Raw genomic sequence first — 19259 nt, forward strand, 5'->3', positions numbered from 1 at the left:
AGGTGGCCGCTCCGACGGTCCGCCCGGGAATCCCATCCGTGTGGTTCAGCCTGGCCGTGCCTCCGACCCCGCCTCCAGCCCTGCGTCCAGCCGTGCCTCCAGCCAGGCCAGCAGGTCGGCGGTCACCTCGTCGCGGTTGGTCTCGTTGAAGACCTCGTGCCGGGCGTCGGGGTAGACGCGCTGCTCCACCGGCAGGCCACGGTCGCGCAGCAGGCCGGCGAGCGCGGTGACCTGGGCCGCGTCCTCGCCGCCGACCGGGTCGCGCTGCCCCGACAGCAGCAGCACCGGCAGGCCCGCCGGCAGGCCCGCCACGGCCTCGGGCGTCGCGCAGCGGACGACGAGGGCGAACATCCCGGCGCCGTAGGCGTGGGTGGGCGGGAAGTCGTCGCCGCAGAGGGGGTCGGCCAGGTAGGCGTCGACCTCGGCCTCGTCGCGGGAGAGCCAGTCGTGCGGCGTGCGGGCGGGCTCGAAGGGGGCGTTGAAGCCGCTGAGGGCGTCCATCGGCCGGTCGCCCGTCCCGGCGGCGACCGCCGCCTCCAGCTGCGGCACGGCCGCCGCCAGGTGGGGGGCGACGCCGATCGGCCCGGACAGCACCAGCCCGTCGAGCTCCTCGCCGTCCTGCTCGGCCGAGGCCAGTGCGACGGCCGAGCCGAGCGAGTGGCCGAGCAGGAACCGCGGCAGGCCGGGGTGCTCGGCGGCCAGGCGGTCGCCCAGGTCGCGGACGTCGTCGAGGACGGCCTCGCTGGTGGCGCCCGGGCCGAAGCCGCCGGGCCCGGTGGAGCGAGCCGTCAGGCCGTGCCCGCGCTGGTCGAGGGCGGCGACGGCGAACCCGGCGGCGGTCAGCGCCCCGGCCAGCCGCGCGTACCGGCCGGCGTGCTCGGACAGCCCGTGCACCAGCTGGATCGTCGCGCGGACCTCCCCCTCGGGCAGCCAGCGGTGCTCGGCCAGGCGGGTGCCGTCGCGGGCGTCGGTGTAGGTGGGCGTGGTCACGGCCGCAGCCTGCCCGCACGGTCCCGCGCGCGCAGCGCGGGGAGGTCAGGCGGCCGGGCGGGAGCGGCGCGGGGCCGGCAGGTGGACCGCCGCCACGGCGCGCTGCCCGAGGCGGACGGCGCGGGCGCCGAGCACCAGCGCGGACACCAGCCCCACCCCGCCGGCGAGGAACGCCACCATCCCGGGGACGGCGTCGCCGGTCACGGCGAGCACCGCGACGGTCACCAGGGCGGCGAGGACGAGCGTGGAGCGCACGCCGCCGGACCTCCGTACCGGCTGCCCGCAGTGGGACAGGTCGGGGTCGCAGTCGGGCGTGAGCGCGCTCATCGGCGTCTCCTCCGTCGCAGGACCCGTCACGCCGCAGCGCGGCGTGACGTCCGTCACACGGGACAGTACGGGTCCGGGCCGGTTCCGCTCAAGTGGTGATCGCCGGGGGGCCCTTCACGGCCAGGACCGGGCAGTCCACGGCGAGCAGGATCCGCTGGGCGGCGCTGCCGAGCAGCAGCTTCCCGACCGCGCTGCGGCGGCGCAGGCCGATGACCAGCACCTCCGCCCCGGTCTGCTCGACGGCGTCGGCCAGCTCCTCGGCGGCGTCGCGGCCGACCGGCTGGCGCAGCTCGAAGGGGATGCCGGAGACGGTGAGCTCGTCGTGCAGCCGGCGCAGCGGGTCGCCCTGCAGGTATTCCTCGTCGACGAGGGCGTCGCCGCGGCTGCTGTTGACCACCACGAGCCGGGCGCCGCGCCGCTCGGCCTCGGCGAGCGCGTGCGCGAGCGCGGCCCGCCCGCGCGGGGTGGGCACGTGCCCGACGACGACCACCGGCTGCTGCTGGCTCACCGCTCCTCCTCGCCGCCCGGGCCGTCCGTGCGCGCGCCGACGCTCTCACGGTGCCCGTGGTCGGGGTGCCGGAGCCCCTCCCCCGCCGCCAGCTCCTCCGGCGTGGAGCGGCGCCCGCGGACGGCCCGCAGCACGATCGGCACGACGAGCGCGAGCAGCGCCAGCGCCAGGACGACCCGGCTGAACCAGGTGTCGAGCAGGACGCCGAGGTCGCCGCTGCTGATCGCGAGCGCGCGGCGGAGGTTGGTCTCGGCGACCGGCCCGAGGATGAGGCCGACGATCGCCGGCGCGACCGGCCAGCCGTAGCGGCGCATGGCGAAGCCGAGCAGGCCGATGGCCAGCAGCAGCACCAGGTCCAGCGGGTCGGCGTTGACGGCGTAGCAGCCCAGCGAGGCGAACATCAGGATGCCGGCGTAGAGGTAGGGCCGCGGGACGCGCAGCACCTGCACCCACACCCGGGCCAGCGGCAGGTTGAGCACCAGCAGCATGAGGTTGCCGACGAGCAGCGAGGCGATCAGCGTCCAGACCAGCGTCGACTCGGAGGTGAGCAGCGTCGGGCCGGGCTGGATGCCGTAGCTCTGGAACGCGACCAGGATGATCGCCGCCGTCGCCGAGGTGGGCAGGCCGAGGGTGAGCAGCGGCACGAGCACGCCGGCGGCCGCGGCGTTGTTGGCCGCCTCCGGCCCGGCGACGCCCTCGATCGCGCCCTTGCCGAACTCCTCGGGGTGCTTGGTGAGCTTCCGCTCGGTGGCGTAGGACAGGAACGTCGGGATCTCCGCGCCACCGGCCGGCAGGGCGCCCAGCGGGAAGCCCAGCGCCGTGCCACGCAGCCACGGGCCGACCGAGCGGCGCAGGTCGCGGCGGGTGAACCAGGGCCCGGAGGCGGCGATGACCTGCACCGGCCCGCGGCGCAGCCGGGAGGCCACGTACAGCGACTCCCCCACCGCGAACAGCGCGACGGCGACCACGACGACGTCGATGCCGTCGGCCAGCTGCGGCACGCCGAGGGTGAACCGCTCCTGGCCGGTGAGCACGTCGGTGCCGACCAGGCCGAGGTAGAGGCCGATGCCGAGGGAGGCCAGCCCGCGCAGCGGCGAGGAGCCCAGCACGGTGGCGACCGCGACGAAGGCCAGGACGGCGAGGGCGAAGTAGTCGGCGGCGGTGATGCCGATGACCAGGTCGACCACCGTGGGCGCGACCAGGGCCAGCAGCAGCGTGGCGATGGTGCCGGCGACGAAGGAGCCGAGCGCGGCGGTGGCCAGCGCCGCGGCCCCGCGGCCGGCCTTGGCCATCTGGTTGCCCTCGAGCGCGGTCATGATCGAGCTGGACTCGCCGGGGGTGTTGAGCAGGATCGACGTCGTCGACCCGCCGTACATGCCGCCGTAGTAGATGCCGGCGAACAGGATGAGCGCCGCCGTCGGCTCCAGCGCGTAGGTGATCGGCAGCAGCAGCGCGACGGTCATCGCCGGGCCGATGCCCGGCAGCACGCCGACGGCGGTGCCGAGCACCACGCCGAGCAGGGCGAAGAGCAGGTTGACCGGGGTGAGGGCGTCGGCGAGGCCGCCGGCGAGGTCGCCGAGGGCTCCCATCACAGCCACCCGGTGGCGAGCTCGAGCAGCGTCCCGCCGGGCAGCGCGACGTTCAGTGCCTTGACGAACACGATCCACACGAACACCGACAGCACCCCGCCGGCCAGCAGCGGCCGGACCACGCCGCGCGCGCCGAGGGCCCACGCGACGAGGGCGAACATCAGCGTGACGGCCAGCGGCCAGCCGATGACGTTGATGAGCAGCGCGTGCCCGAGGAAGGCCACGACGATAATCCCGACCGAGGGCCACGACGTCGGGGCGTCGGGGTCGACGTCCTCGCTCTCGTCGGCCGGGCCGCGGTCGCCCCGCAGCACGCGGAACCCGAGCGCGAGGGCGGTGGCCAGCACGACGCCGCCCACCAGGTAGGGGAAGAACCGCGGGCCGATCGTGTTCGACGACCCCGGGACGGCGATGTTGGCGGCGTCGAGGAGCAGGTAGAGCCCGAGCGCGCCCAGCAGCACCACCATGGCCAGCTCACCGCGGCTGATCCCGGCCGGCGGGGCCGGTGCGCGGGACGCGGCGGAGGCGTGCGCCCCGGTGGCGTCGGTGGTCGACACGTCGGGGTCGGGGGCGGCGCCGCTCACGGCACCAGCCCGATCTCGCGCAGGATCCCCAGCACGCGCTGCTCCTCCTCGGCCAGGAAGCGGCCGTACTCCTCGCCGGTGAGCAGCAGGTCGTCCCAGCCGTTCTCCTCGACCGCCGCGGCCCACTCCTCGGTGTCGTGGACGTCGACGACGAGCGCGGTGAGCTCCTCGCGGGCCTGGTCGGACATCCCCGGCCGGGCCATGAGGCCGCGCCAGTTGGACACCTCGACGTCGAACCCGGACTCGACCAGGGTCGGCACGTCGGGCACCTGGCCGGAGCGCTCGGCGGTGGAGACGGCCAGGCCGACGAGGTCGCCGTTGCGGACCTGCTCGCCGTAGTCGGCGGTGCCGGAGATGCCGGCGGCGACCTGGTTGCCGAGCAGCGCGGCCAGGGACTCCCCGCCGCCGGAGTAGGCGATGTAGTTGACCTGCGCGGGGTCGATGCCGGCGGCCTGCGCGAGCAGCCCGGCGAGGATCTGGTCGGTGCCGCCGGCCGACCCGCCGGCGATCGGGGTGCCGGCCGGGTCGGCGGCCCAGACCTCCACGAACCCGGCGATGTCGGTGTAGGGGGCGTCGGCGGGCGCCACGATGAGCTCGGTCTCGCCGATGAGCCGGGCGACGGGCGTGACGTCGCTGATCCGGGTGGTGGAGTCGTTGGTGTCGACGGCGCCCACCATGACCAGGCCCATCATCATCAGCAGCGCGTCGTCGGTCTCCCGCGCGAGCTGGCCGAGGCCGATGGTGCCGCCGGCGCCCTCGACGTTGAAGACCTGGACGTTGCGGGCCAGCCCGCTGGTCTGCACGACCCGCTGGAAGACCCGGGCGGTGGTGTCCCAGCCGCCGCCCGGGCTGGCCGGCGCCATCACCCGCAGCCGGGAGAGGTCGCCGGGCTGCACGACCGTGCCGGCGCACCCGCCCAGCGCCCCGGCGGCGGTGGCGAGAGCGGGGGCGGCGAGCGCCCCGGCGAGGAACGACCTCCGGCTGAGCGGCACCAGCGGCTCCCCTCGGCCGTGACGGTGGTCACCCGGGACGCTAGCCCCGGCCGAACTCCCGGTCCAGCGCGAGGTCGGGCCCCAGTACGCGGACGTGCGGCGCCCCGATGAAGCCCAGGTCCCGGCCGGAGGTGACGTCCTCCACCAGGTCGGCGACGTCGGCGGCGGGCACCCCGCGGGCATCGGCCACCCGCTGCACCTGGATCGCGACGTGCTCCGGCGAGATGTCGGGGTCCAGGCCGGAGGCGGAGGCGGTCACCGCGTCCGGCGGGACGTCGGCCGGGTCGACCCCGTCGAACGCCGCGACCGCCGCCCGGCGCTGCCGCACCTGCTCGACCGGCTCCGGCTGCTCCTGACGGCTCCCTGACGGCCGGGCCCGGGGACCGTGACGCGGTCCTGACGGTCCCGGCCGGAGCGCGCCGTCAGGGGGCCGGCGGCGGCGTCATCTGGGCGACGCGGACGGAGTTGCCGAACGGGTCGCGGAGGCCGAAGTCGATGCCGTAGGGCTGCTCGACCGGCTCCTCGGGCAGGTCGACGCCCTTCCCGCGCAGCTCGGCGTGGGCCTTGCGGGCGTCGTCGGTGGTGAGGAACAGGTGACCGCCGCCGGCGCCCTTGGTGACGACGTCGCGCACCGTGTCGGCGAGCTCGGGGCTCACCGCCGGCGGAGCGGGCAGCTCGAGGAGCACCGCGTGGCCGGGGTCGCCGGGCAGCGCGACGGTGAGGAAGCGCATGGGCCCGAACTGCTGGTCGGTCTGCACCTCGAAGCCGAGCTTCCCGACGTAGAAGTCGAGCGCCTGCTCCTGGTCGAGGACGTAGATCTGCGTGATGGAGATGCCGGTGATCATGCGCTGGACGCTAGGGGCCGCCGTCGTTCCCGGGCTTCTCCGGAACTGCGGTCTTCTCGCTGGGGCGCAGCCACCGCATGCCGAAGCAGCTCGGGACCGGCGCCAGGGGCCCGCGCCGGCGGTACGCACTCGGCGGCTCCCCCACGACGTCGGCGAAGACCCGGCTGAACGTGCCGAGGCTGGCGAAGCCGACGGCCATGCAGACGTCGGTGACGGTGCGGTCGGTGCTGCGCAGCAGGAACATCGCCCGCTCCACCCGGCGGCGCTGCAGGTAGCGGTGCGGGGTCTCGCCGAAGGTGGCCCGGAAGGTGCGGATGAAGTGCGCCTCGGACACGTGCGCGATCCGGGCCAGGGCGGGGACGTCGAGCGGCTCGGCGTAGGAGCGGTCCATCTCGTCGCGCGCCCGCAGCATCCGCCGGTTGGAGTCCTCGCTGGCCCGGCTCACGCGGTGGATCCTCGCAGCGGTCTTGACGCGATCCTGACGCGGAGGACCGCCACCGGCTCCCCGGGAGGGTGATCATGGGCGCCGTGAGTCGCGGGACGCTGCGCGTCTACCTGGCAGCCGCCCCCGGCGTCGGCAAGACCTTCGCCGTCCTCGGGGAGGCGCACCGCCGGGCGGCACGCGGTGCCGACGTCGTCGTCGGGCTGGTCGAGACACACGGGCGACGGCACACCGCCGAGCAGCTGGCCGGTCTCGAGGTGCTCCCCCGCCGCCGGGTCGCCCACCACGGCGTCGTCCTGGAGGAGCTCGACGTGGAGGCGGTGCTGGCGCGCCGGCCCGAGGTGGTCGTCGTCGACGAACTGGCGCACACCGACGCGCCCGGGTCGCGGCACGCGAAGCGCTGGGAGGACGTCGACGAGCTGCTCGAGGCCGGGATCAGCGTGCTCAGCACGGTGAACGTGCAGCACCTGGAGAGCCTCACCGACGTCGTCGCCTCGATCACCGGCGTGGTGCAGCAGGAGACGGTGCCCGACGAGGTGGTGCGCCGCGCCGACCAGGTGGAGCTGGTCGACATGTCCCCGGAGGCGCTGCGCCGCCGGATGGCGCACGGCAACGTCTACCCCGCCGAGCGGGTGGATGCGGCGCTCGGCAACTACTTCCGCGTCGGCAACCTCACGGCGCTGCGCGAGCTGGCCCTGCTGTGGCTGGCCGACCGGGTCGACGAGGGGCTGCGCCGCTACCGCGCCGAGCACGCCATCGACGCGGTCTGGGAGGCGCGCGAGCGGGTCGTCGCGCTGACCGGCGGCCCGGAGAGCGAGACGCTGGTCCGCCGCGCCGCCCGGGTGGCCCGCCGCTCCGGCGGGGAGCTGCTGGCCGTGCACGTCGTCTCCGCCGACGGTCTCACCGGCGCCCCGCCCACCGCGCTGCGCGGCCTGCGGGAGCTGACCGAGAGCCTCGGCGGCAGCTGGCACCAGGTCGTCGGCGACGACGTCGCGGCGACGCTGCTGGAGTTCGCCCGCGGTTCGGACGCCACCCAGCTCGTCGTCGGCACCAGCCGGCGCTCGCGGTGGGCGCGGGCGCTGCGCCGCGGCATCGGCGGGTCGGTCGTCACCGACTCCGGCGACATCGACGTCCACATCGTCACGCACGCGGCCGCCGGCTCGCGCGGCTGGCGGCTGCCGCCGCTGACCGGGGCGCTCACCGCCCGGCGCCGCTGGCTGGCGCTGCTGCTCGGGCTGGCCGGCGTGCCCGCGTTGACGGCGCTGTGCCTGGCCGGCGGGGCCGCCGTCTCGCTGCCGCTCGTGCTGCTCGCGTTCCTGCTGCTGGTGCTGGCCGTGGCACTGGTCGGCGGGCTGTGGCCGGCGCTGGCCGCGGCGGTGCTCGGCGGGCTCGCGGAGAACTGGTTCTTCGTGGGCCGACCGGCCGCCTCACGGTGAACCGGGTCGACGACGTCCTGGCCCTCGTCGGCGGCCTCGTCGTGGCCGTCGCCGTCGCGACCGTCGTCGACCGCTCGGCCCGCCGGGCCACGGCCGCGGCCCGCTCCCGCGCCGAGACGGCGATGCTCGCCTCGCTGTCGCGCGCGGTCCTCGCCGGCGACGGCGACCTGCCCTCGCTGCTGTAGCGCATCCGCGAGGGGTTCGGCCTGGCGTCGGTGACGATGGTCGAGCGCGGCACGGTGGTCGGCACGTGCGGCCGGCCGGAGGGCGAGGCGGTCGACGAGGTCGCCGTCACCGACGGGCTGGTGCTGCGGTGGTGCGGTCGCGCGCTGCCGGCCGAGGACCGCCGCCTGCTGGTGTCGGTCGCCGAGCAGGCCGCGGTCGCGCTGCAGCAGGCGCGGCTGACCGCGCAGGCCGCCGAGGCCGACCGGCTGGCCGCCGGCGACGGCATGCGGCGGGCGCTGCTGGCCGCCGTCAGCCACGACCTGCGGACGCCGCTGGCCGGGATCAAGGCCGCCTCCTCGGCGCTGCGCACCGGCGGGCTCGCCCTGTCCGACGACGACCGCGCGGAGCTGGTGGCCACGGTCGACGAGTCCGCCGACCGGCTGACCGCGCTGGTGGACAACCTGCTGGACATGAGCCGGCTGCAGGCGGGTGCGGTCAGCCCGGCGCTCGGGCCCACCGACCTGCCGCCCGTGGTGGGCCGGGCGCTGGACTGGCTGGAGGACCGCTCGCGCGTCAGGTGCGCGTGGCCGGCCGACCTGCCGGCCGCGCTCGCCGACCCCGGACTGCTCGAGCGGGTGGTGGCCAACCTCGTGGGCAACGCGGTGCGGCACGCACCGGAGGGGCCGGTGACGGTGCGCGCGGACGCCCTCGGCGACCGGGTGGAGGTGCGGGTCGCCGACCGCGGCCCCGGGGTGCCGCCCGCCGACCGCGAGCGGGTGTTCGCGCCGTTCCAGCGGCTGGGCGACGCGCCGCGCGGCCAGGGAGTCGGGCTGGGGCTGGCGGTCGCGCGGGGGCTGACCGAGGCGATGGGCGGGTCGCTCACCGCGGAGGACACCCCCGGGGGCGGGCTGACGACGGTCGTCTCCCTGCCGGCGGCCGCCGTCCCGTCGCCGGTGCCCCCGTGAGCCGGGTGCTCGTCGTCGACGACGACCCCCAGCTGGCGCGGGCGCTGCGGATCACGCTGCGCGCGGCCGGGCACGAGGTGGTGGTCGCCCCGGACGGCCGCGCGGCGCTGCGCGAGGCGGCGTCGGCGCACCCCGACGTGGTCGTGCTGGACCTCGGCCTGCCCGACCTCGACGGCACCGAGGTGCTGGCCGGGCTGCGGCCGTGGTTCGCCGGGCCGGTGCTGGTGCTCTCGGCCCGCGCGGACAGCACCGACAAGGTGCGCGCGCTCGACGCCGGGGCCGACGACTACGTGACCAAGCCGTTCGACATGGGCGAGCTGCTGGCCCGGCTGCGCGCGCTGCTGCGGCGGGGGCCGGGCGGTCCGGACGAGCCGGTCGTGGTCACCGACGCCTTCACCGTCGACCTGGCGGCGCGGCAGGTCACCATCGACGGCGCCGCGGTGCGGCTGACGCCGACGGAGTGGGGGCTGCTGTCGGAGCTGGTGCGCGCACCCGGGCGGCTGGTCGGGCAGCGGGAGCTGCTGCGCGCGGTGTGGGGGCCGGCGTACGAGAAGGAGACGCACTACCTGCGGGTCTACCTCGCCCAGCTGCGCCGCAAGCTGGAGCCGGACCCGGCCCACCCCCGGTACCTGCGCACCGAGCCCGGGATGGGTTACCGCTTCACGCCGTGAGCTCGCCGCACCGGGGGCACGGCGCCGCGTCGGCCGGCCACGGGGTGCCCAGCACCTGCACGATCGCCCCGCACAGCGCGACCTCGTTCTCGCCGGCGACCTCGTCGGCGCTGCGGTGCACCTCGACGGCGTGCACGAGGTCGGCCTGGTCGTCGGGGCACAGCCGGGTCGGCCAGCACGACCGCGGCCGGCCGCAGAGGAGGGTGGCTGCGCTCGTCGCCCGCTGCGGAGTCACCCCTCCAGCCTGCGCCCAGTGCGGACGCCGCGTGGTCCCGTTCACCGGATCGTGACCGTCCCGCCGTCGCGGATGGCCGTGCGCGGCTGGCCGGCCGACGACCGTCCGGTGGGTCTCCTTGCAGGTCAGCGGCTTGTGGAGGGATCAGCTCGAACGTATGATCGAACACGTGGACGACGTGCTGGCCGCTGCGGCTGCCCCGCCGGTCGGGCTGTCGTGCGGTCCGTTGGGGGCGGTGCAGGCCGCCGACCGGGAGATCGGGCGGCAGACGGCGCTGCGGGCGCGGGCGGTGGCGGAGTTCGCGGCGTCCCGCCCGGCGTCGGCGGACCGGCCGCAGGGCGCGCCGGGGGCGATGTCGGCCGAGCGGTGGGCCGGGCGGGCCGACGTGCTGCGGCCGGTGAGCGAGTGGGCCACCCAGGAGCTGGTCGTGGCGCTGTCGATCAGCTCCGGCGCGGCCGAGGTGTTGCTGGAGCGGTCGCTGACGCTGGTGCACCGGCTGCCGGGCACGCTGACCGCACTCGAGGACGGGGTCCTGCACGCCGGGCACCTGGGCCCGCTGCTGGACCACGTCGCCCCGATCGCCGACGACGCACTGCGCGCCGCGGTCGAGGCCGGGCTGCTGGCCTGGGCGGCCGGGCGCTTCACCACCCCGGCGCAGCTGCGGGACAAGGCGCGGCGGGAGGTGCTCAAGCGGGCGGCCCGCTCCGCCGCCGACGACCTCGCCCGCGCCGTGCGGCAGCGCGGTGTGTCGGCGCGGCCCGACCGGGTCGAGGGGATGAGCGTGGTGTCGGCGCTGCTGACCACGCCGGAGGCCGCCGCGCTGATGGCGGCGCTGGGTGCCTGCGCCGACGCGCTGCCCGAGGACGGGCGCACCCGCGGGCAGAAGATGGCCGACTGCCTGCTCGACCTGGTCCTGCGCCCGACCGAGTCCGGTCTGCCGCCGGTGCAGGTGACCCTGGACGTCGTCGCCCCGCTGGGTGCGCTGCTCGGTGGGGACCAGCCGTGTGAGATCGACGGGCAGGTCGTGCGCGCCGAGATGGTCCGCGCCCTGCTCGCCGCGTTGACCGGTCATCCCCTCGTCAGCACGGCCGACGGCACTCCAGCCGACAGCACTCCGGCCGACACCGTGCAGGAAGACGCCGCCGCGTCCGATCCCGCTCCGGCCGGTCCCGCGACGGTTGCCGGTTGGGAGCTGAGCGAGGACGAGGACTTCGCCTTGTGGTCGGCGCAGCTGGAAGACCGCATCCTGGCCGGGGACTTCGACGCCGAACCCCCACCCGACGCCCCCGACGGGAACCCACCGCCCAGGCCGACGTCCACGTCCGCAGCACCCTCACCGGCTCCGCCCATCGCCGATGGCTGGTGGGCGCGCGCCGACGCCGCCGTCGACGACGCCAGCGCCGCCGTGCTCACCGCCCAGCAGGCCCTCGGCCACGCCCGCCGGCTGGTCGCCACCGCCCGACGCGCCGACACCACCGACGAGACCACCTGGGCAACCGGCCCCGCCGGGCGGGTCACCGCCGCCCCCGACGCCCTCACTCAGCTTCACGCGGCCACCGGCCGGGCCCGCGACACCCTCGCCGGCCTGCTCGGCGCCACCGCCGGCGGCGGACTCGCCGACCGGCCCCGCCTCGTGCTCACCGACGCCCTCACCGGCGCCCTGCTCGCCCTCACCGACCTGCCCGCCCTGCACCGCGCAGCCAGGAGCGGAGCAGCGCTCACCCCACCCGGCGCGACCGGCCGCTACCGGCCCGGCGCCGCCCTCGACCGCCACCTCCGCGCCCGCGACCGCCGCTGCCGCTTCCCCGGCTGCCGCCGCCCCGTCCCAGGAAGTGGCGAACTCGACCACACCACCCCCTGGCCCACCGGCCAGACGAATGCGGCCAACCTCACCGGCTACTGCACCGGCCACCACCGCGGCAAACACCAGGCACCCGGCTGGCACCACCACATGACACCCGACGGCACCCTCACCGTCACCACACCCACCGGCCTCACCGCGACCACCACACCACCGCCCTACTGAGCCGGAGATCGATCCAGCCGGGAACCAGGCGTCCTCCCCGGACGACCAAGGACGTGACACCTGCACTCCCTGGAGGTCCCGTGCCGTCGGCCGTCCCCCGTCCCACACCCGTGCTGATGCGGCTGACCGCGGTGCTCCTGCTCGCGGCGGGACTGCTGCTGGCCGCTCCTGCCACCGCGTCGGCGCACACCGGTCTGCGGAGCAGCGAGCCCGCCGCCGACAGCACCGTGACGACCACCCCGCAGGCCGTCACGCTCACGTTCAACGCCTCCGTGCTCGGCGGCGAGGTCAGCGTGACCGCACCCGACGGCACGCCCGTCGGCGCCGGTCCGGTGGCGCACGACGGCGCGGTCCTCAGCCTGCCGGTCACCCTCACCGCCGCGGGTCGGCACACCGTGACCTGGACGGCGGTCGCCGACGACGGTCACACCCTCGACGGCACCTTCGTGTTCGAGCACGCGCCCGCCACTCCCCTGCCGCCGCCGGCCGCGCCGGCCACCGGGACCCCCACGCCTTCGGACGCGGCAGCCCCGGCGACCGGCAACGGCAGCGGCGCGGGCAGCGACACCGGGACCGAGACCGCGTCCGCGTCGTCCGACTCGGGCGGCCTGCCCGGCTGGGTGCTGCCGGTCGCCGCGGTCGCCCTGCTCGCCGTCGGCGGGCTCACCGCGCTCCGCCGCCGCTGACCCGCTGCACCGGCCACCGGGCCAGCAGGAGAAGACAGACGGCGCCGCCCCGGGAGGACCCGGACCGGCGCCGTCTGGGGCGTCCTGCGTCAGCTGGCGCGCTTGCGCGTGGCCCGCTTCTTCGGGCCGGCCGCCGCCGCCTCGACCGCCGCCGGGTCGAGCAACGGCACCAGGTACCGGCCGGTGTGCGACTCCGGCACCGACGCCACGAACTCCGGCGGCCCCTCGGCCACGACCGTGCCACCGCGGAACCCGCCCTCGGGACCCATGTCGATGAGCCAGTCGGCGCTCTTGATGACGTCGAGGTTGTGCTCGATGACGATCACCGAGTTGCCCTTGTCGACCAGGCCCTGCAGCACCATGAGCAGCTTGCGGATGTCCTCGAAGTGCAGGCCGGTCGTCGGCTCGTCGAGCACGTACGCGCTGCGGCCGTTGGACCGCTTCTGCAGCTCGCTGGCCAGCTTCACCCGCTGCGCCTCACCGCCGGACAGCGTCGTCGCGGGCTGGCCCAGCCGCACGTAACCCAGGCCGACGTCGGTGAGGGTGCGCAGGTACCGGGCGATCCCGGGGATGGCGGCGAAGAAGTCGGCGGCCTCCTCGATCGGCATGTCGAGGACCTCGGCCACCGTCTTGCCCTTGTAGTGCACCTCGAGGGTCTCCCGGTTGAACCGGGCGCCCTTGCACACCTCGCACGGGACGTAGACGTCCGGCAGGAAGTTCATCTCGATCTTCAGCGTGCCGTCGCCGGAGCACGCCTCGCAGCGGCCGCCCTTGACGTTGAAGGAGAAGCGCCCGGGCTGGTAGCCGCGGATCTTCGCCTCCGACGTCTGCGCGAACAGCTTGCGGACCTGGTCCCACACGCCGGTGTAGGTGGCCGGGTTGGACCGCGGCGTCCGCCCGATCGGCGACTGGTCGACGTGCACGACCTTGTCCAGGTGCTCCAGGCCGGTCACCGTCCGGTGCCGCCCGGGCACCATCCGCGCCCGGTTCAGTTGGTTCGCCAGCACCGTGTAGAGGATGTCGTTGACCAGGCTGGACTTCCCCGACCCCGACACCCCGGTGACGCCGACGAGGCACCCGAGCGGGAACGTGACGTCGACGCCCTTGAGGTTGTGCTCGCGGGCGCCTTTGACCACCAGCTCGCGGCCGGGCTGCAGCTGCCGCCGCACCTTCGGCACGGTGATCTCCTTGCGGCCCGACAGGTACTGCCCGGTCAGCGACCGCTCGCTGGCCAGCAGGTCCTCGACCGTGCCGCTGACGATCACTTCGCCGCCGTGCTCACCGGCGCCCGGGCCGATGTCGACCACCCAGTCGGCGGTCTTGATGGTGTCCTCGTCGTGCTCGACGACGATCAGCGTGTTGCCCATGTCGCGCAGCCGCACGAGCGTCTCGATCAGCCGGCTGTTGTCGCGCTGGTGCAGGCCGATCGAGGGCTCGTCGAGGACGTACAGCACGCCCACGAGGCCCGACCCGATCTGGGTGGCCAGCCGGATCCGCTGCGCCTCTCCACCGGCCAGCGTCGCGGCCGGCCGGTCGAGGGACAGGTAGTCCAGGCCGACGTCGACCAGGAACGACAGCCGCGCCTGGATCTCCTTGAGCACGCGGTCGGCGATCGCCCGCTCCCGCTCCCCGAGCTCCAGCGCGCCCAGCCACTCGGCCGCCTCGCCGATCGACAGGCCGGTGACCTCGGCGATCGAGCGGTCGTTCAGCTTGACCGCGAGGATCTCCGGCTTGAGCCGGGTGCCGTGGCACACGGGACAGGGCACGTCGCGCATGTAGCCCTCGTACTTGTCCCGCATGAACTCGCTGTCGGTGTCCTCGTGCCGCCGCTCGAGGAAGGGCAGCACGCCCTCGAACGCGGCGTAGTAGCTGCGCTCGCGGCCGTAGCGGTTCTTGTAGCGGACGTGCACCTGGTCCGGGGACCCGTGCAGCACCGCCTTCTGCACCTTGGCCGGCAGCTTCTCCCACGGGGTGGTCATCGAGAAGCCGAGCTGGTCGGCCAGGCCGGACAGCAGCCGCTGGAAGTACTCGTTGCTCATCGACCCGGCCCACGGGGCGACGGCGCCCTCCGCGAGGCTCTTCTCCGCGTCGGGCACGACGAGGTCGGGGTCGACCTCCTTGCGGGTGCCGATCCCGGTGCACTCCGGGCAGGCGCCGAACGGCGAGTTGAACGAGAAGCTGCGCGGCTCGAGCGCCTCGAAGGACAGCCCGTCGTCGACGCACGCCAGGTGCTCGGAGAAGGTCCGCTCCCGCTCCGGGTCGCCCTCGGGCAGGTCGACGAAGTCGAGGACGACGAGGCCGCCGGCCAGGCCGAGCGCGGTCTCCACCGAGTCGGTGAGCCGGCGCTTGGCGCTCTCCTTGACCGTCAGCCGGTCGACGATCACCTCGATCGTGTGCTTCTCCTGCTTCTTCAGCTTCGGCGGCTCGGTGAGCGGGTGCACCGTGCCGTCGACGCGGACGCGGGAGAAGCCCTGGGTCTGCAGCGAGCTGAACAGGTCGACGTACTCGCCCTTGCGCGCCCGCACGACCGGGGCGAGCACCTGGAAGCGGGTGCCCTCCTCCATCGACAGCACCTGGTCGACGATCTGCTGCGGCGTCTGCCGGGCGATCGGCTTGCCGCAGTTGGGGCAGTGCGGCTGGCCGGCGCGCGCGTACAGCAGCCGGAGGTAGTCGTAGACCTCGGTGATCGTGCCGACCGTCGAGCGGGGGTTGCGGTTGGTGGACTTCTGGTCGATCGACACCGCGGGCGACAGGCCCTCGATGAAGTCGACGTCGGGCTTGTCCATCTGACCGAGGAACTGGCGGGCGTAGGCCGACAGCGACTCGACGTAACGCCGCTGGCCCTCGGCGAAGATGGTGTCGAACGCCAGGCTCGACTTGCCCGACCCCGACAGCCCCGTGAAGACGATCAGGGCGTCGCGGGGCAGGTCGAGGTGGACGTCCTTGAGGTTGTGCTCACGGGCGCCGCGGACGACGAGACGGTCCAATGTGATCCCTGTCGGTCAGGCCGGGCTGACTGGTCCGCCGGGCCGGGGTGGTGATGTCGAGATGTCGAAACGGGCAACGCCGTGAGTGCCCGGGCGCAATCCGTGACGACGGCGACGTTGCCGTGTCCGCGAGGTGCTCAGACGGGAGCCGGGGACGGCGCTCCGGTGGGGTCGAAGAGCGGCGCGTGCCGGCGCCAGGGCTGCCGGCGCTCCAGCTCCCCGGCCAGCCAGAGTAGTCGCGTCTCGCTGCCCGGGGGGCCGACCAACTGCACCGCCAGCGACGTCCCCTCGGCCCGCGTACCGGCCGGGAGGACGACCGCCGGGACCCCCGCCAGGTTCCACGGCGAGGCCCACGGCGCCCAGCGCGCGTTCGCCGTCACGTTGGCCAGGAAACCGCGCTCGTGCCACGGCCGCGCCGGCAGCGGCGGCCCGTTGGTGATCGGCGTGAGCAGCGCGTCGAGGTCGTGCTCGGCGAAGAACGCCGCCGTCCGTTCGCGGAAGCGCTCCGCGGTGGCCGGCCGCACCAGCCCCGCCCGGCGCACCAGCCGGCCCAGGCGCGCGTGCACGCGGCTGCGCGGCTGCAGCGCCGCCCGGTCGAAGCCGAGGAACGTGGCGTCGTCGTCGGCCCCGGCCAGCCAGCGGGCGATGCCGCCGAGCGCGGCACCCGGCGGGATCACCGGGTCGCGATCGACGACGACGTGCCCAGCGCCGCGCAGCAGCCGCGCCGTGCGCTCCACCGCGCCGCGGGCGGGACCGTCGGGCCCGGCACCGGGCACCGGCGACCGCCGGGCGACGGCGATCCGCAGCGGCCGGCCCGGGTCGGCCGGGGACGACCAGTCCAGCGCCGCCGTCGGCCCCGCCAGCACCGCGGTGCCGAGCGCGACGTCGTCGACCGTGGTGCCCAGCACGCCGTTCACCGCCATGCCCGACCAGTCGTCGGCGCCGATGCCCCCGGGCAGCACGCCGCGGCCGGGCTTGAGGGTGACCAGCCCGCAGGCGGCGGCGGGCAGCCGCAGCGACCCCATGCCGTCGTTGCCGTGGGCCAGCGGCACGACCCCGGCGGCCACCGCGGCGGCGCTGCCCCCGGAGCTGCCGGCCGGCGACAGCGCGGTGTCCCACGGGTTGCGGGTGACCGTGCCCGGCCCGTCGGTGGAGGCGTAGAGGCACAGCTCCGGCACGCGGGTGATGCCGACGACGACCGCGCCGGCGGCGCGCAGCCGGGCGACCACCTCGGAGTCGGCCGGAGCCGTCTCCCCCGCGACCGCGCAGCCGTCGGTCACCGCCTCTCCGGCCACGGCGACGTTGTCCTTGACCGCCACCGGGACGCCGGCCAGCGGCAGGGACCCGCGGTCGGGGCGGGCGTCGACCTCCGCCGCCTCGAGGAGTGCGGCCGTGGCGCGGACCACGCGGAACGCGCCGATCCGGGGCTCGACGTCGGCCAGGTGGAGCAGGTGCGCGCGCACCACGTCGACGGCGGAGAGCTCCCCGGAGCGCACCCGCGCGGCGATCACGGTGGCGGGCAGACCGACGACCCGGGCGCCGCCGGGACCTCCGCTAGCGTCCATGGACGCGACCGTAGCCGCGCTCGCCGACAGTTCTCGAACGGAGACCCGACATGACCGACGCGGGGACCTACACCGGTGACGTCGAGGTGGGTGGCCCGGCCGACGTGCGCGAGCTGCCCGGGCTCACGATCAGCAAGCTCGCGGTCAGCGAGATGGCCAACAACGCCTACCTGCTGCGGTGCACCGCGACCGGCCAGGCGCTGCTCGTCGACGCCGCCGCCGAGCCCGAGGCGCTGCGCGCGCTCGTCGGGGACGCCGACCTGCGCACCGTCGTCACCACGCACGGGCACTGGGACCACCACCGCGCGCTGCCCGACGTCGTCGCCGCCACCGGGGCGCGCACCGTCGCGCACGCCGCCGACGCCGGCGACCTGCCGGTGCCGGTGGACCGGACCGTCGCGCACGGCGACACCGTGGAGGTCGGCGAGCAGGTGCTCGAGGTCGTGCACCTGCGCGGGCACACGCCCGGCAGCATCGCGCTGGTCTGGCGCGGCGCGGGCACCCACGTCTTCACCGGCGACAGCCTGTTCCCCGGGGGTCCTGGACGGACGACCGACCCGACGGACTTCACGTCGCTCATGGACGACCTGGAGGCGCGGGTCTTCCCGCTGCCGGACGACACCTGGTTCTACCCAGGGCACGGGAAGGACTCGACCCTCGGCGCAGAGCGCCCGCACATCCCCGAGTGGCGAGCGCGGGGCTGGTAGCGCGACGATCGCCCGCTGTCGACCGTCGAACGGGCAGGGCGACGCGCCGGATGCGCCCGCAGCCCGGCCTTGACCGGACTCCGGGCCCGGGCGGATCGTCCCGGAGCATGCGCGACCTGACCCCGGTTCCGTCCGTGTTCGAGCCGGTTCCTCCCACGCACGTCCACGCGGACGGCCGGCGGACGTGGTGGCTGACCGAGCAGATCAGCGTGACGATCTACCCGGAGACACACCCGCACCCGTTCGGCTACGTCGTGGTCAGGGACCGCTCCCACCAGCGGCTCGACAGCCGGTGCCTGCAGGTCCGCGACGCAGCCGAGGTCTACCTGACGCCGCCCCGGCCGGACGTCGCCTGAGGGCTACCTCGGGCGGTTCGGGTCGATCCTCCGCAGGCCGTTCACCACCTGCATCTGGCCCGGCGTGATCGGCGTGCAGTCGCCCTCTCGGCAGACCGTGTAGCGCTCCACCAGTTCCCGGTGGACCCGCATCTCCTCGGCCGCTTCGCGCATGGCCTGCCGATCGGCGTCGGTGGAGAAGTGGAACGGCATGCGCCGAGGCTCCTCGGGGTGGTGGCCGCGCGCAACGGCGTCCACGACACGCCCTGGACGCAGGGCCCTGGACGCAGGGCCCTGGACGCAGGGCCCTGGACGCAGGGCCCTGGCCGCGGCGACGGATCAGTCCCCGGTGCGCTCCTCCCCGGTGTCGATCAGCGGCGTGTCGCCGCACTCCCGGCACGTCCAGGAACGTAGCTCCACCGGACCGGGGCCGGCGCGGTCACAGCTGGATGCCGCGGGTGAGCGCGCCGTCCACGACCAGGTTGGTGCCGGTCGTGAAGCTCGACACCGGGCTGGACAGGAAGACCACGGCGCGGGCCATCTCCTCCGCCGTCCCCATGCGACCGGTCGGGTTGAGCGCCAGCGACTCGGCGAACAGCTCCGGGGCGCCGTTCTCGATCCCCTGCCAGAAGCCGCCCTCGAAGTAGGTGTTGCCCGGGGAGACGACGTTGGCCCGCACCCCACGCCCGGCGAGCTGGAACGCCAGCCCCGAGACGTAGCCCACGATCGCCGTCTTCATCGTCCCGTACGGGCCGGCGGCGAAGTCGGCCTCGCGCCCGGACACGCTGGAGACGGCGACGATCGAGCCGTTCGGGCTCGCCTCCAGGTGCGGCAGCGCGGCGGTGGCCAGCCGGACCGTGTGCATCAGGTCCACCTCGAAGGAGGCGTACCAGTTCTCCTCCCCCGGCCCGGCGGCGAGCGCGCTGACGTTGGCCACGACGGCGTCGAGCCCGCCGAGCCGGCCGGCGGCGGCCTCCACCCAGCCGGTCAGCGCCGGCCCGTCCCGGACGTCGAGGCGCACGCCGGTCGCCCGGCCACCGCGCCCGGCGATGGCCTTCTCCGTCGCCTCGATCTCGGCGGTGTCGCGGGCGCAGAACTCGACGACCGCGCCCTCGTCGACGAAGGTCTCGACGACGGCGCGCCCGATGCCGCGGGTGCCGCCGGTGACGAGCACGCGCGCTCCGGTGAGCTGCAGGTCCATGGG

General features: G+C 75.4%; 21 protein-coding genes and 1 pseudogene. 8 read left to right on the forward strand and 14 right to left on the reverse strand.

Annotated elements, in window-relative coordinates:
- Window positions 1-45 precede the first annotated feature (45 nt).
- From BM165_RS17965 to BM165_RS18005, 9 genes and pseudogenes are all read right to left on the reverse strand, one after another.
- Entirely contained in the window at window positions 46-990 is a 945-nt protein-coding gene (locus BM165_RS17965; RefSeq protein ID WP_075014930.1) for an alpha/beta fold hydrolase, read from the reverse strand.
- 45 nt (window positions 991-1035) lie between these two features.
- Entirely contained in the window at window positions 1036-1317 is a 282-nt protein-coding gene (locus BM165_RS17970; RefSeq protein WP_075014931.1) for a hypothetical protein, read from the reverse strand.
- Window positions 1318-1405: 88 nt separating this feature from the next.
- A complete protein-coding gene (locus BM165_RS17975) occupies window positions 1406-1825 on the reverse strand; it encodes a universal stress protein (RefSeq protein ID WP_244274314.1) in 420 nt (139 codons plus the stop codon).
- Complete coding sequence (locus tag BM165_RS17980; RefSeq protein WP_075014932.1) at window positions 1822-3414, reverse strand: tripartite tricarboxylate transporter permease; 1593 nt, start codon at window positions 3412-3414, stop codon at window positions 1822-1824. Before BM165_RS17980 ends, BM165_RS17975 begins: the two co-directional genes overlap by 4 nt.
- The gene (locus tag BM165_RS17985; RefSeq protein WP_075014933.1) at window positions 3414-3998 is read right to left on the reverse strand and encodes a tripartite tricarboxylate transporter TctB family protein; all 585 of its coding nucleotides are present in this window, start codon (window positions 3996-3998) and stop codon (window positions 3414-3416) included. Before BM165_RS17985 ends, BM165_RS17980 begins: the two co-directional genes overlap by 1 nt.
- Window positions 3995-4990, reverse strand: a complete 996-nt coding sequence (locus BM165_RS17990; protein ID WP_075014934.1) for a Bug family tripartite tricarboxylate transporter substrate binding protein — start codon at window positions 4988-4990, stop codon at window positions 3995-3997. The genes BM165_RS17985 and BM165_RS17990 overlap by 4 nt, the downstream gene beginning before the upstream one ends.
- Before the next feature lie 40 nt (window positions 4991-5030).
- Window positions 5031-5333, reverse strand: a pseudogene (locus BM165_RS17995) (potassium-transporting ATPase subunit C); the annotation flags it as partial.
- 79 nt (window positions 5334-5412) lie between these two features.
- Window positions 5413-5835 carry a VOC family protein gene (locus BM165_RS18000; protein ID WP_075014936.1) on the reverse strand — a complete coding sequence of 141 codons (423 nt, stop codon included), beginning with the start codon at window positions 5833-5835 and terminating at the stop codon, window positions 5413-5415.
- Between the two features lie 10 nt (window positions 5836-5845).
- The gene (locus BM165_RS18005; RefSeq protein WP_075014937.1) at window positions 5846-6280 is read right to left on the reverse strand and encodes a helix-turn-helix domain-containing protein; all 435 of its coding nucleotides are present in this window, start codon (window positions 6278-6280) and stop codon (window positions 5846-5848) included.
- A 74-nt stretch (window positions 6281-6354) separates the two neighbouring features.
- Here BM165_RS18005 and BM165_RS25780 point away from each other — a divergent pair, with 74 nt between their 5' ends.
- The 4 genes from BM165_RS25780 to BM165_RS18015 are packed head-to-tail and all read left to right on the forward strand — an operon-like array spanning window position 6355 to window position 9514.
- Complete coding sequence (locus BM165_RS25780) at window positions 6355-7713, forward strand: DUF4118 domain-containing protein (protein WP_244274315.1); 1359 nt, start codon at window positions 6355-6357, stop codon at window positions 7711-7713.
- Window positions 7710-7898, forward strand: a complete 189-nt coding sequence (locus tag BM165_RS25785; RefSeq protein ID WP_244274316.1) for a hypothetical protein — start codon at window positions 7710-7712, stop codon at window positions 7896-7898. Before BM165_RS25780 ends, BM165_RS25785 begins: the two co-directional genes overlap by 4 nt.
- Before the next feature lie 36 nt (window positions 7899-7934).
- Entirely contained in the window at window positions 7935-8843 is a 909-nt protein-coding gene (locus BM165_RS25790; RefSeq protein WP_244274325.1) for a sensor histidine kinase, read from the forward strand.
- The gene (locus BM165_RS18015; RefSeq protein ID WP_075014938.1) at window positions 8840-9514 is read left to right on the forward strand and encodes a response regulator; all 675 of its coding nucleotides are present in this window, start codon (window positions 8840-8842) and stop codon (window positions 9512-9514) included. Before BM165_RS25790 ends, BM165_RS18015 begins: the two co-directional genes overlap by 4 nt.
- Here the strand turns inward: BM165_RS18015 and BM165_RS18020 are convergent.
- Window positions 9504-9749 (reverse strand): hypothetical protein, encoded by a 246-nt coding sequence (locus tag BM165_RS18020; RefSeq protein ID WP_075014939.1) that lies wholly within the window; start codon window positions 9747-9749, stop codon window positions 9504-9506. The genes BM165_RS18015 and BM165_RS18020 overlap by 11 nt on opposite strands.
- Before the next feature lie 169 nt (window positions 9750-9918).
- Between BM165_RS18020 and BM165_RS18025 the strand changes: the two genes are divergently transcribed.
- Together BM165_RS18025 and BM165_RS18030 are read left to right on the forward strand one after the other, a co-directional pair.
- Window positions 9919-11775 carry an HNH endonuclease signature motif containing protein gene (locus tag BM165_RS18025; protein ID WP_244274317.1) on the forward strand — a complete coding sequence of 619 codons (1857 nt, stop codon included), beginning with the start codon at window positions 9919-9921 and terminating at the stop codon, window positions 11773-11775.
- Between the two features lie 116 nt (window positions 11776-11891).
- Window positions 11892-12461, forward strand: coding sequence for a copper resistance CopC family protein (locus tag BM165_RS18030; RefSeq protein ID WP_143108220.1), 570 nt, complete (start codon window positions 11892-11894; stop codon window positions 12459-12461).
- An 89-nt stretch (window positions 12462-12550) separates the two neighbouring features.
- Here the strand turns inward: BM165_RS18030 and uvrA are convergent, their stop codons facing one another.
- Complete coding sequence (gene uvrA, locus BM165_RS18035) at window positions 12551-15448, reverse strand: excinuclease ABC subunit UvrA (protein ID WP_075014942.1); 2898 nt, start codon at window positions 15446-15448, stop codon at window positions 12551-12553.
- 137 nt (window positions 15449-15585) lie between these two features.
- Window positions 15586-17013 (reverse strand): amidase, encoded by a 1428-nt coding sequence (locus BM165_RS18040; protein ID WP_075014943.1) that lies wholly within the window; start codon window positions 17011-17013, stop codon window positions 15586-15588.
- Window positions 17014-17063: 50 nt separating this feature from the next.
- On the opposite strand from BM165_RS18040, the gene BM165_RS18045 reads away from it, so the two are divergent.
- Together BM165_RS18045 and BM165_RS18050 are read left to right on the forward strand one after the other, a co-directional pair.
- Window positions 17064-17720 carry an MBL fold metallo-hydrolase gene (locus BM165_RS18045; protein ID WP_075014944.1) on the forward strand — a complete coding sequence of 219 codons (657 nt, stop codon included), beginning with the start codon at window positions 17064-17066 and terminating at the stop codon, window positions 17718-17720.
- A gap of 107 nt (window positions 17721-17827) precedes the next feature.
- Window positions 17828-18076: a hypothetical protein gene (locus BM165_RS18050; protein ID WP_075014945.1), complete on the forward strand. Its 249-nt coding sequence runs from the start codon at window positions 17828-17830 to the stop codon at window positions 18074-18076.
- A gap of 3 nt (window positions 18077-18079) precedes the next feature.
- Here BM165_RS18050 and BM165_RS18055 read toward each other — a convergent pair whose 3' ends face one another.
- Both BM165_RS18055 and BM165_RS18060 read right to left on the reverse strand, forming a co-directional pair.
- Window positions 18080-18268 (reverse strand): hypothetical protein, encoded by a 189-nt coding sequence (locus BM165_RS18055; protein ID WP_075014946.1) that lies wholly within the window; start codon window positions 18266-18268, stop codon window positions 18080-18082.
- Window positions 18269-18494: 226 nt separating this feature from the next.
- Entirely contained in the window at window positions 18495-19256 is a 762-nt protein-coding gene (locus BM165_RS18060; protein WP_075014947.1) for an SDR family NAD(P)-dependent oxidoreductase, read from the reverse strand.
- Between the last annotated feature and the right edge of the window lie 3 nt (window positions 19257-19259).

Source organism: Geodermatophilus obscurus (assembly GCF_900115395.1).
Classification (GTDB): Bacteria; Actinomycetota; Actinomycetes; order Mycobacteriales; family Geodermatophilaceae; genus Geodermatophilus; species Geodermatophilus obscurus_B.

What these genes read in the sequence shown, in the direction of transcription:
- BM165_RS17970 (WP_075014931.1), bottom strand. Translation starts at nt 1,317, where the DNA reads ATGAGCGCGCTCACGCCCGACTGCGACCCCGACCTGTCCCACTGCGGG.
- BM165_RS17980 (WP_075014932.1), bottom strand. Translation starts at nt 3,414, where the DNA reads ATGGGAGCCCTCGGCGACCTCGCCGGCGGCCTCGCCGACGCCCTCACC.
- BM165_RS18000 (WP_075014936.1), bottom strand. Translation starts at nt 5,835, where the DNA reads ATGATCACCGGCATCTCCATCACGCAGATCTACGTCCTCGACCAGGAG.
- BM165_RS25780 (WP_244274315.1), top strand. Translation starts at nt 6,355, where the DNA reads ATGGGCGCCGTGAGTCGCGGGACGCTGCGCGTCTACCTGGCAGCCGCC.
- BM165_RS25790 (WP_244274325.1), top strand. Translation starts at nt 7,935, where the DNA reads ATGGTCGAGCGCGGCACGGTGGTCGGCACGTGCGGCCGGCCGGAGGGC.
- BM165_RS18030 (WP_143108220.1), top strand. Translation starts at nt 11,892, where the DNA reads ATGCGGCTGACCGCGGTGCTCCTGCTCGCGGCGGGACTGCTGCTGGCC.
- BM165_RS18040 (WP_075014943.1), bottom strand. Translation starts at nt 17,013, where the DNA reads ATGGACGCTAGCGGAGGTCCCGGCGGCGCCCGGGTCGTCGGTCTGCCC.
- BM165_RS18045 (WP_075014944.1), top strand. Translation starts at nt 17,064, where the DNA reads ATGACCGACGCGGGGACCTACACCGGTGACGTCGAGGTGGGTGGCCCG.
- BM165_RS18050 (WP_075014945.1), top strand. Translation starts at nt 17,828, where the DNA reads ATGCGCGACCTGACCCCGGTTCCGTCCGTGTTCGAGCCGGTTCCTCCC.
- BM165_RS18055 (WP_075014946.1), bottom strand. Translation starts at nt 18,268, where the DNA reads ATGCCGTTCCACTTCTCCACCGACGCCGATCGGCAGGCCATGCGCGAA.
- BM165_RS18060 (WP_075014947.1), bottom strand. Translation starts at nt 19,256, where the DNA reads ATGGACCTGCAGCTCACCGGAGCGCGCGTGCTCGTCACCGGCGGCACC.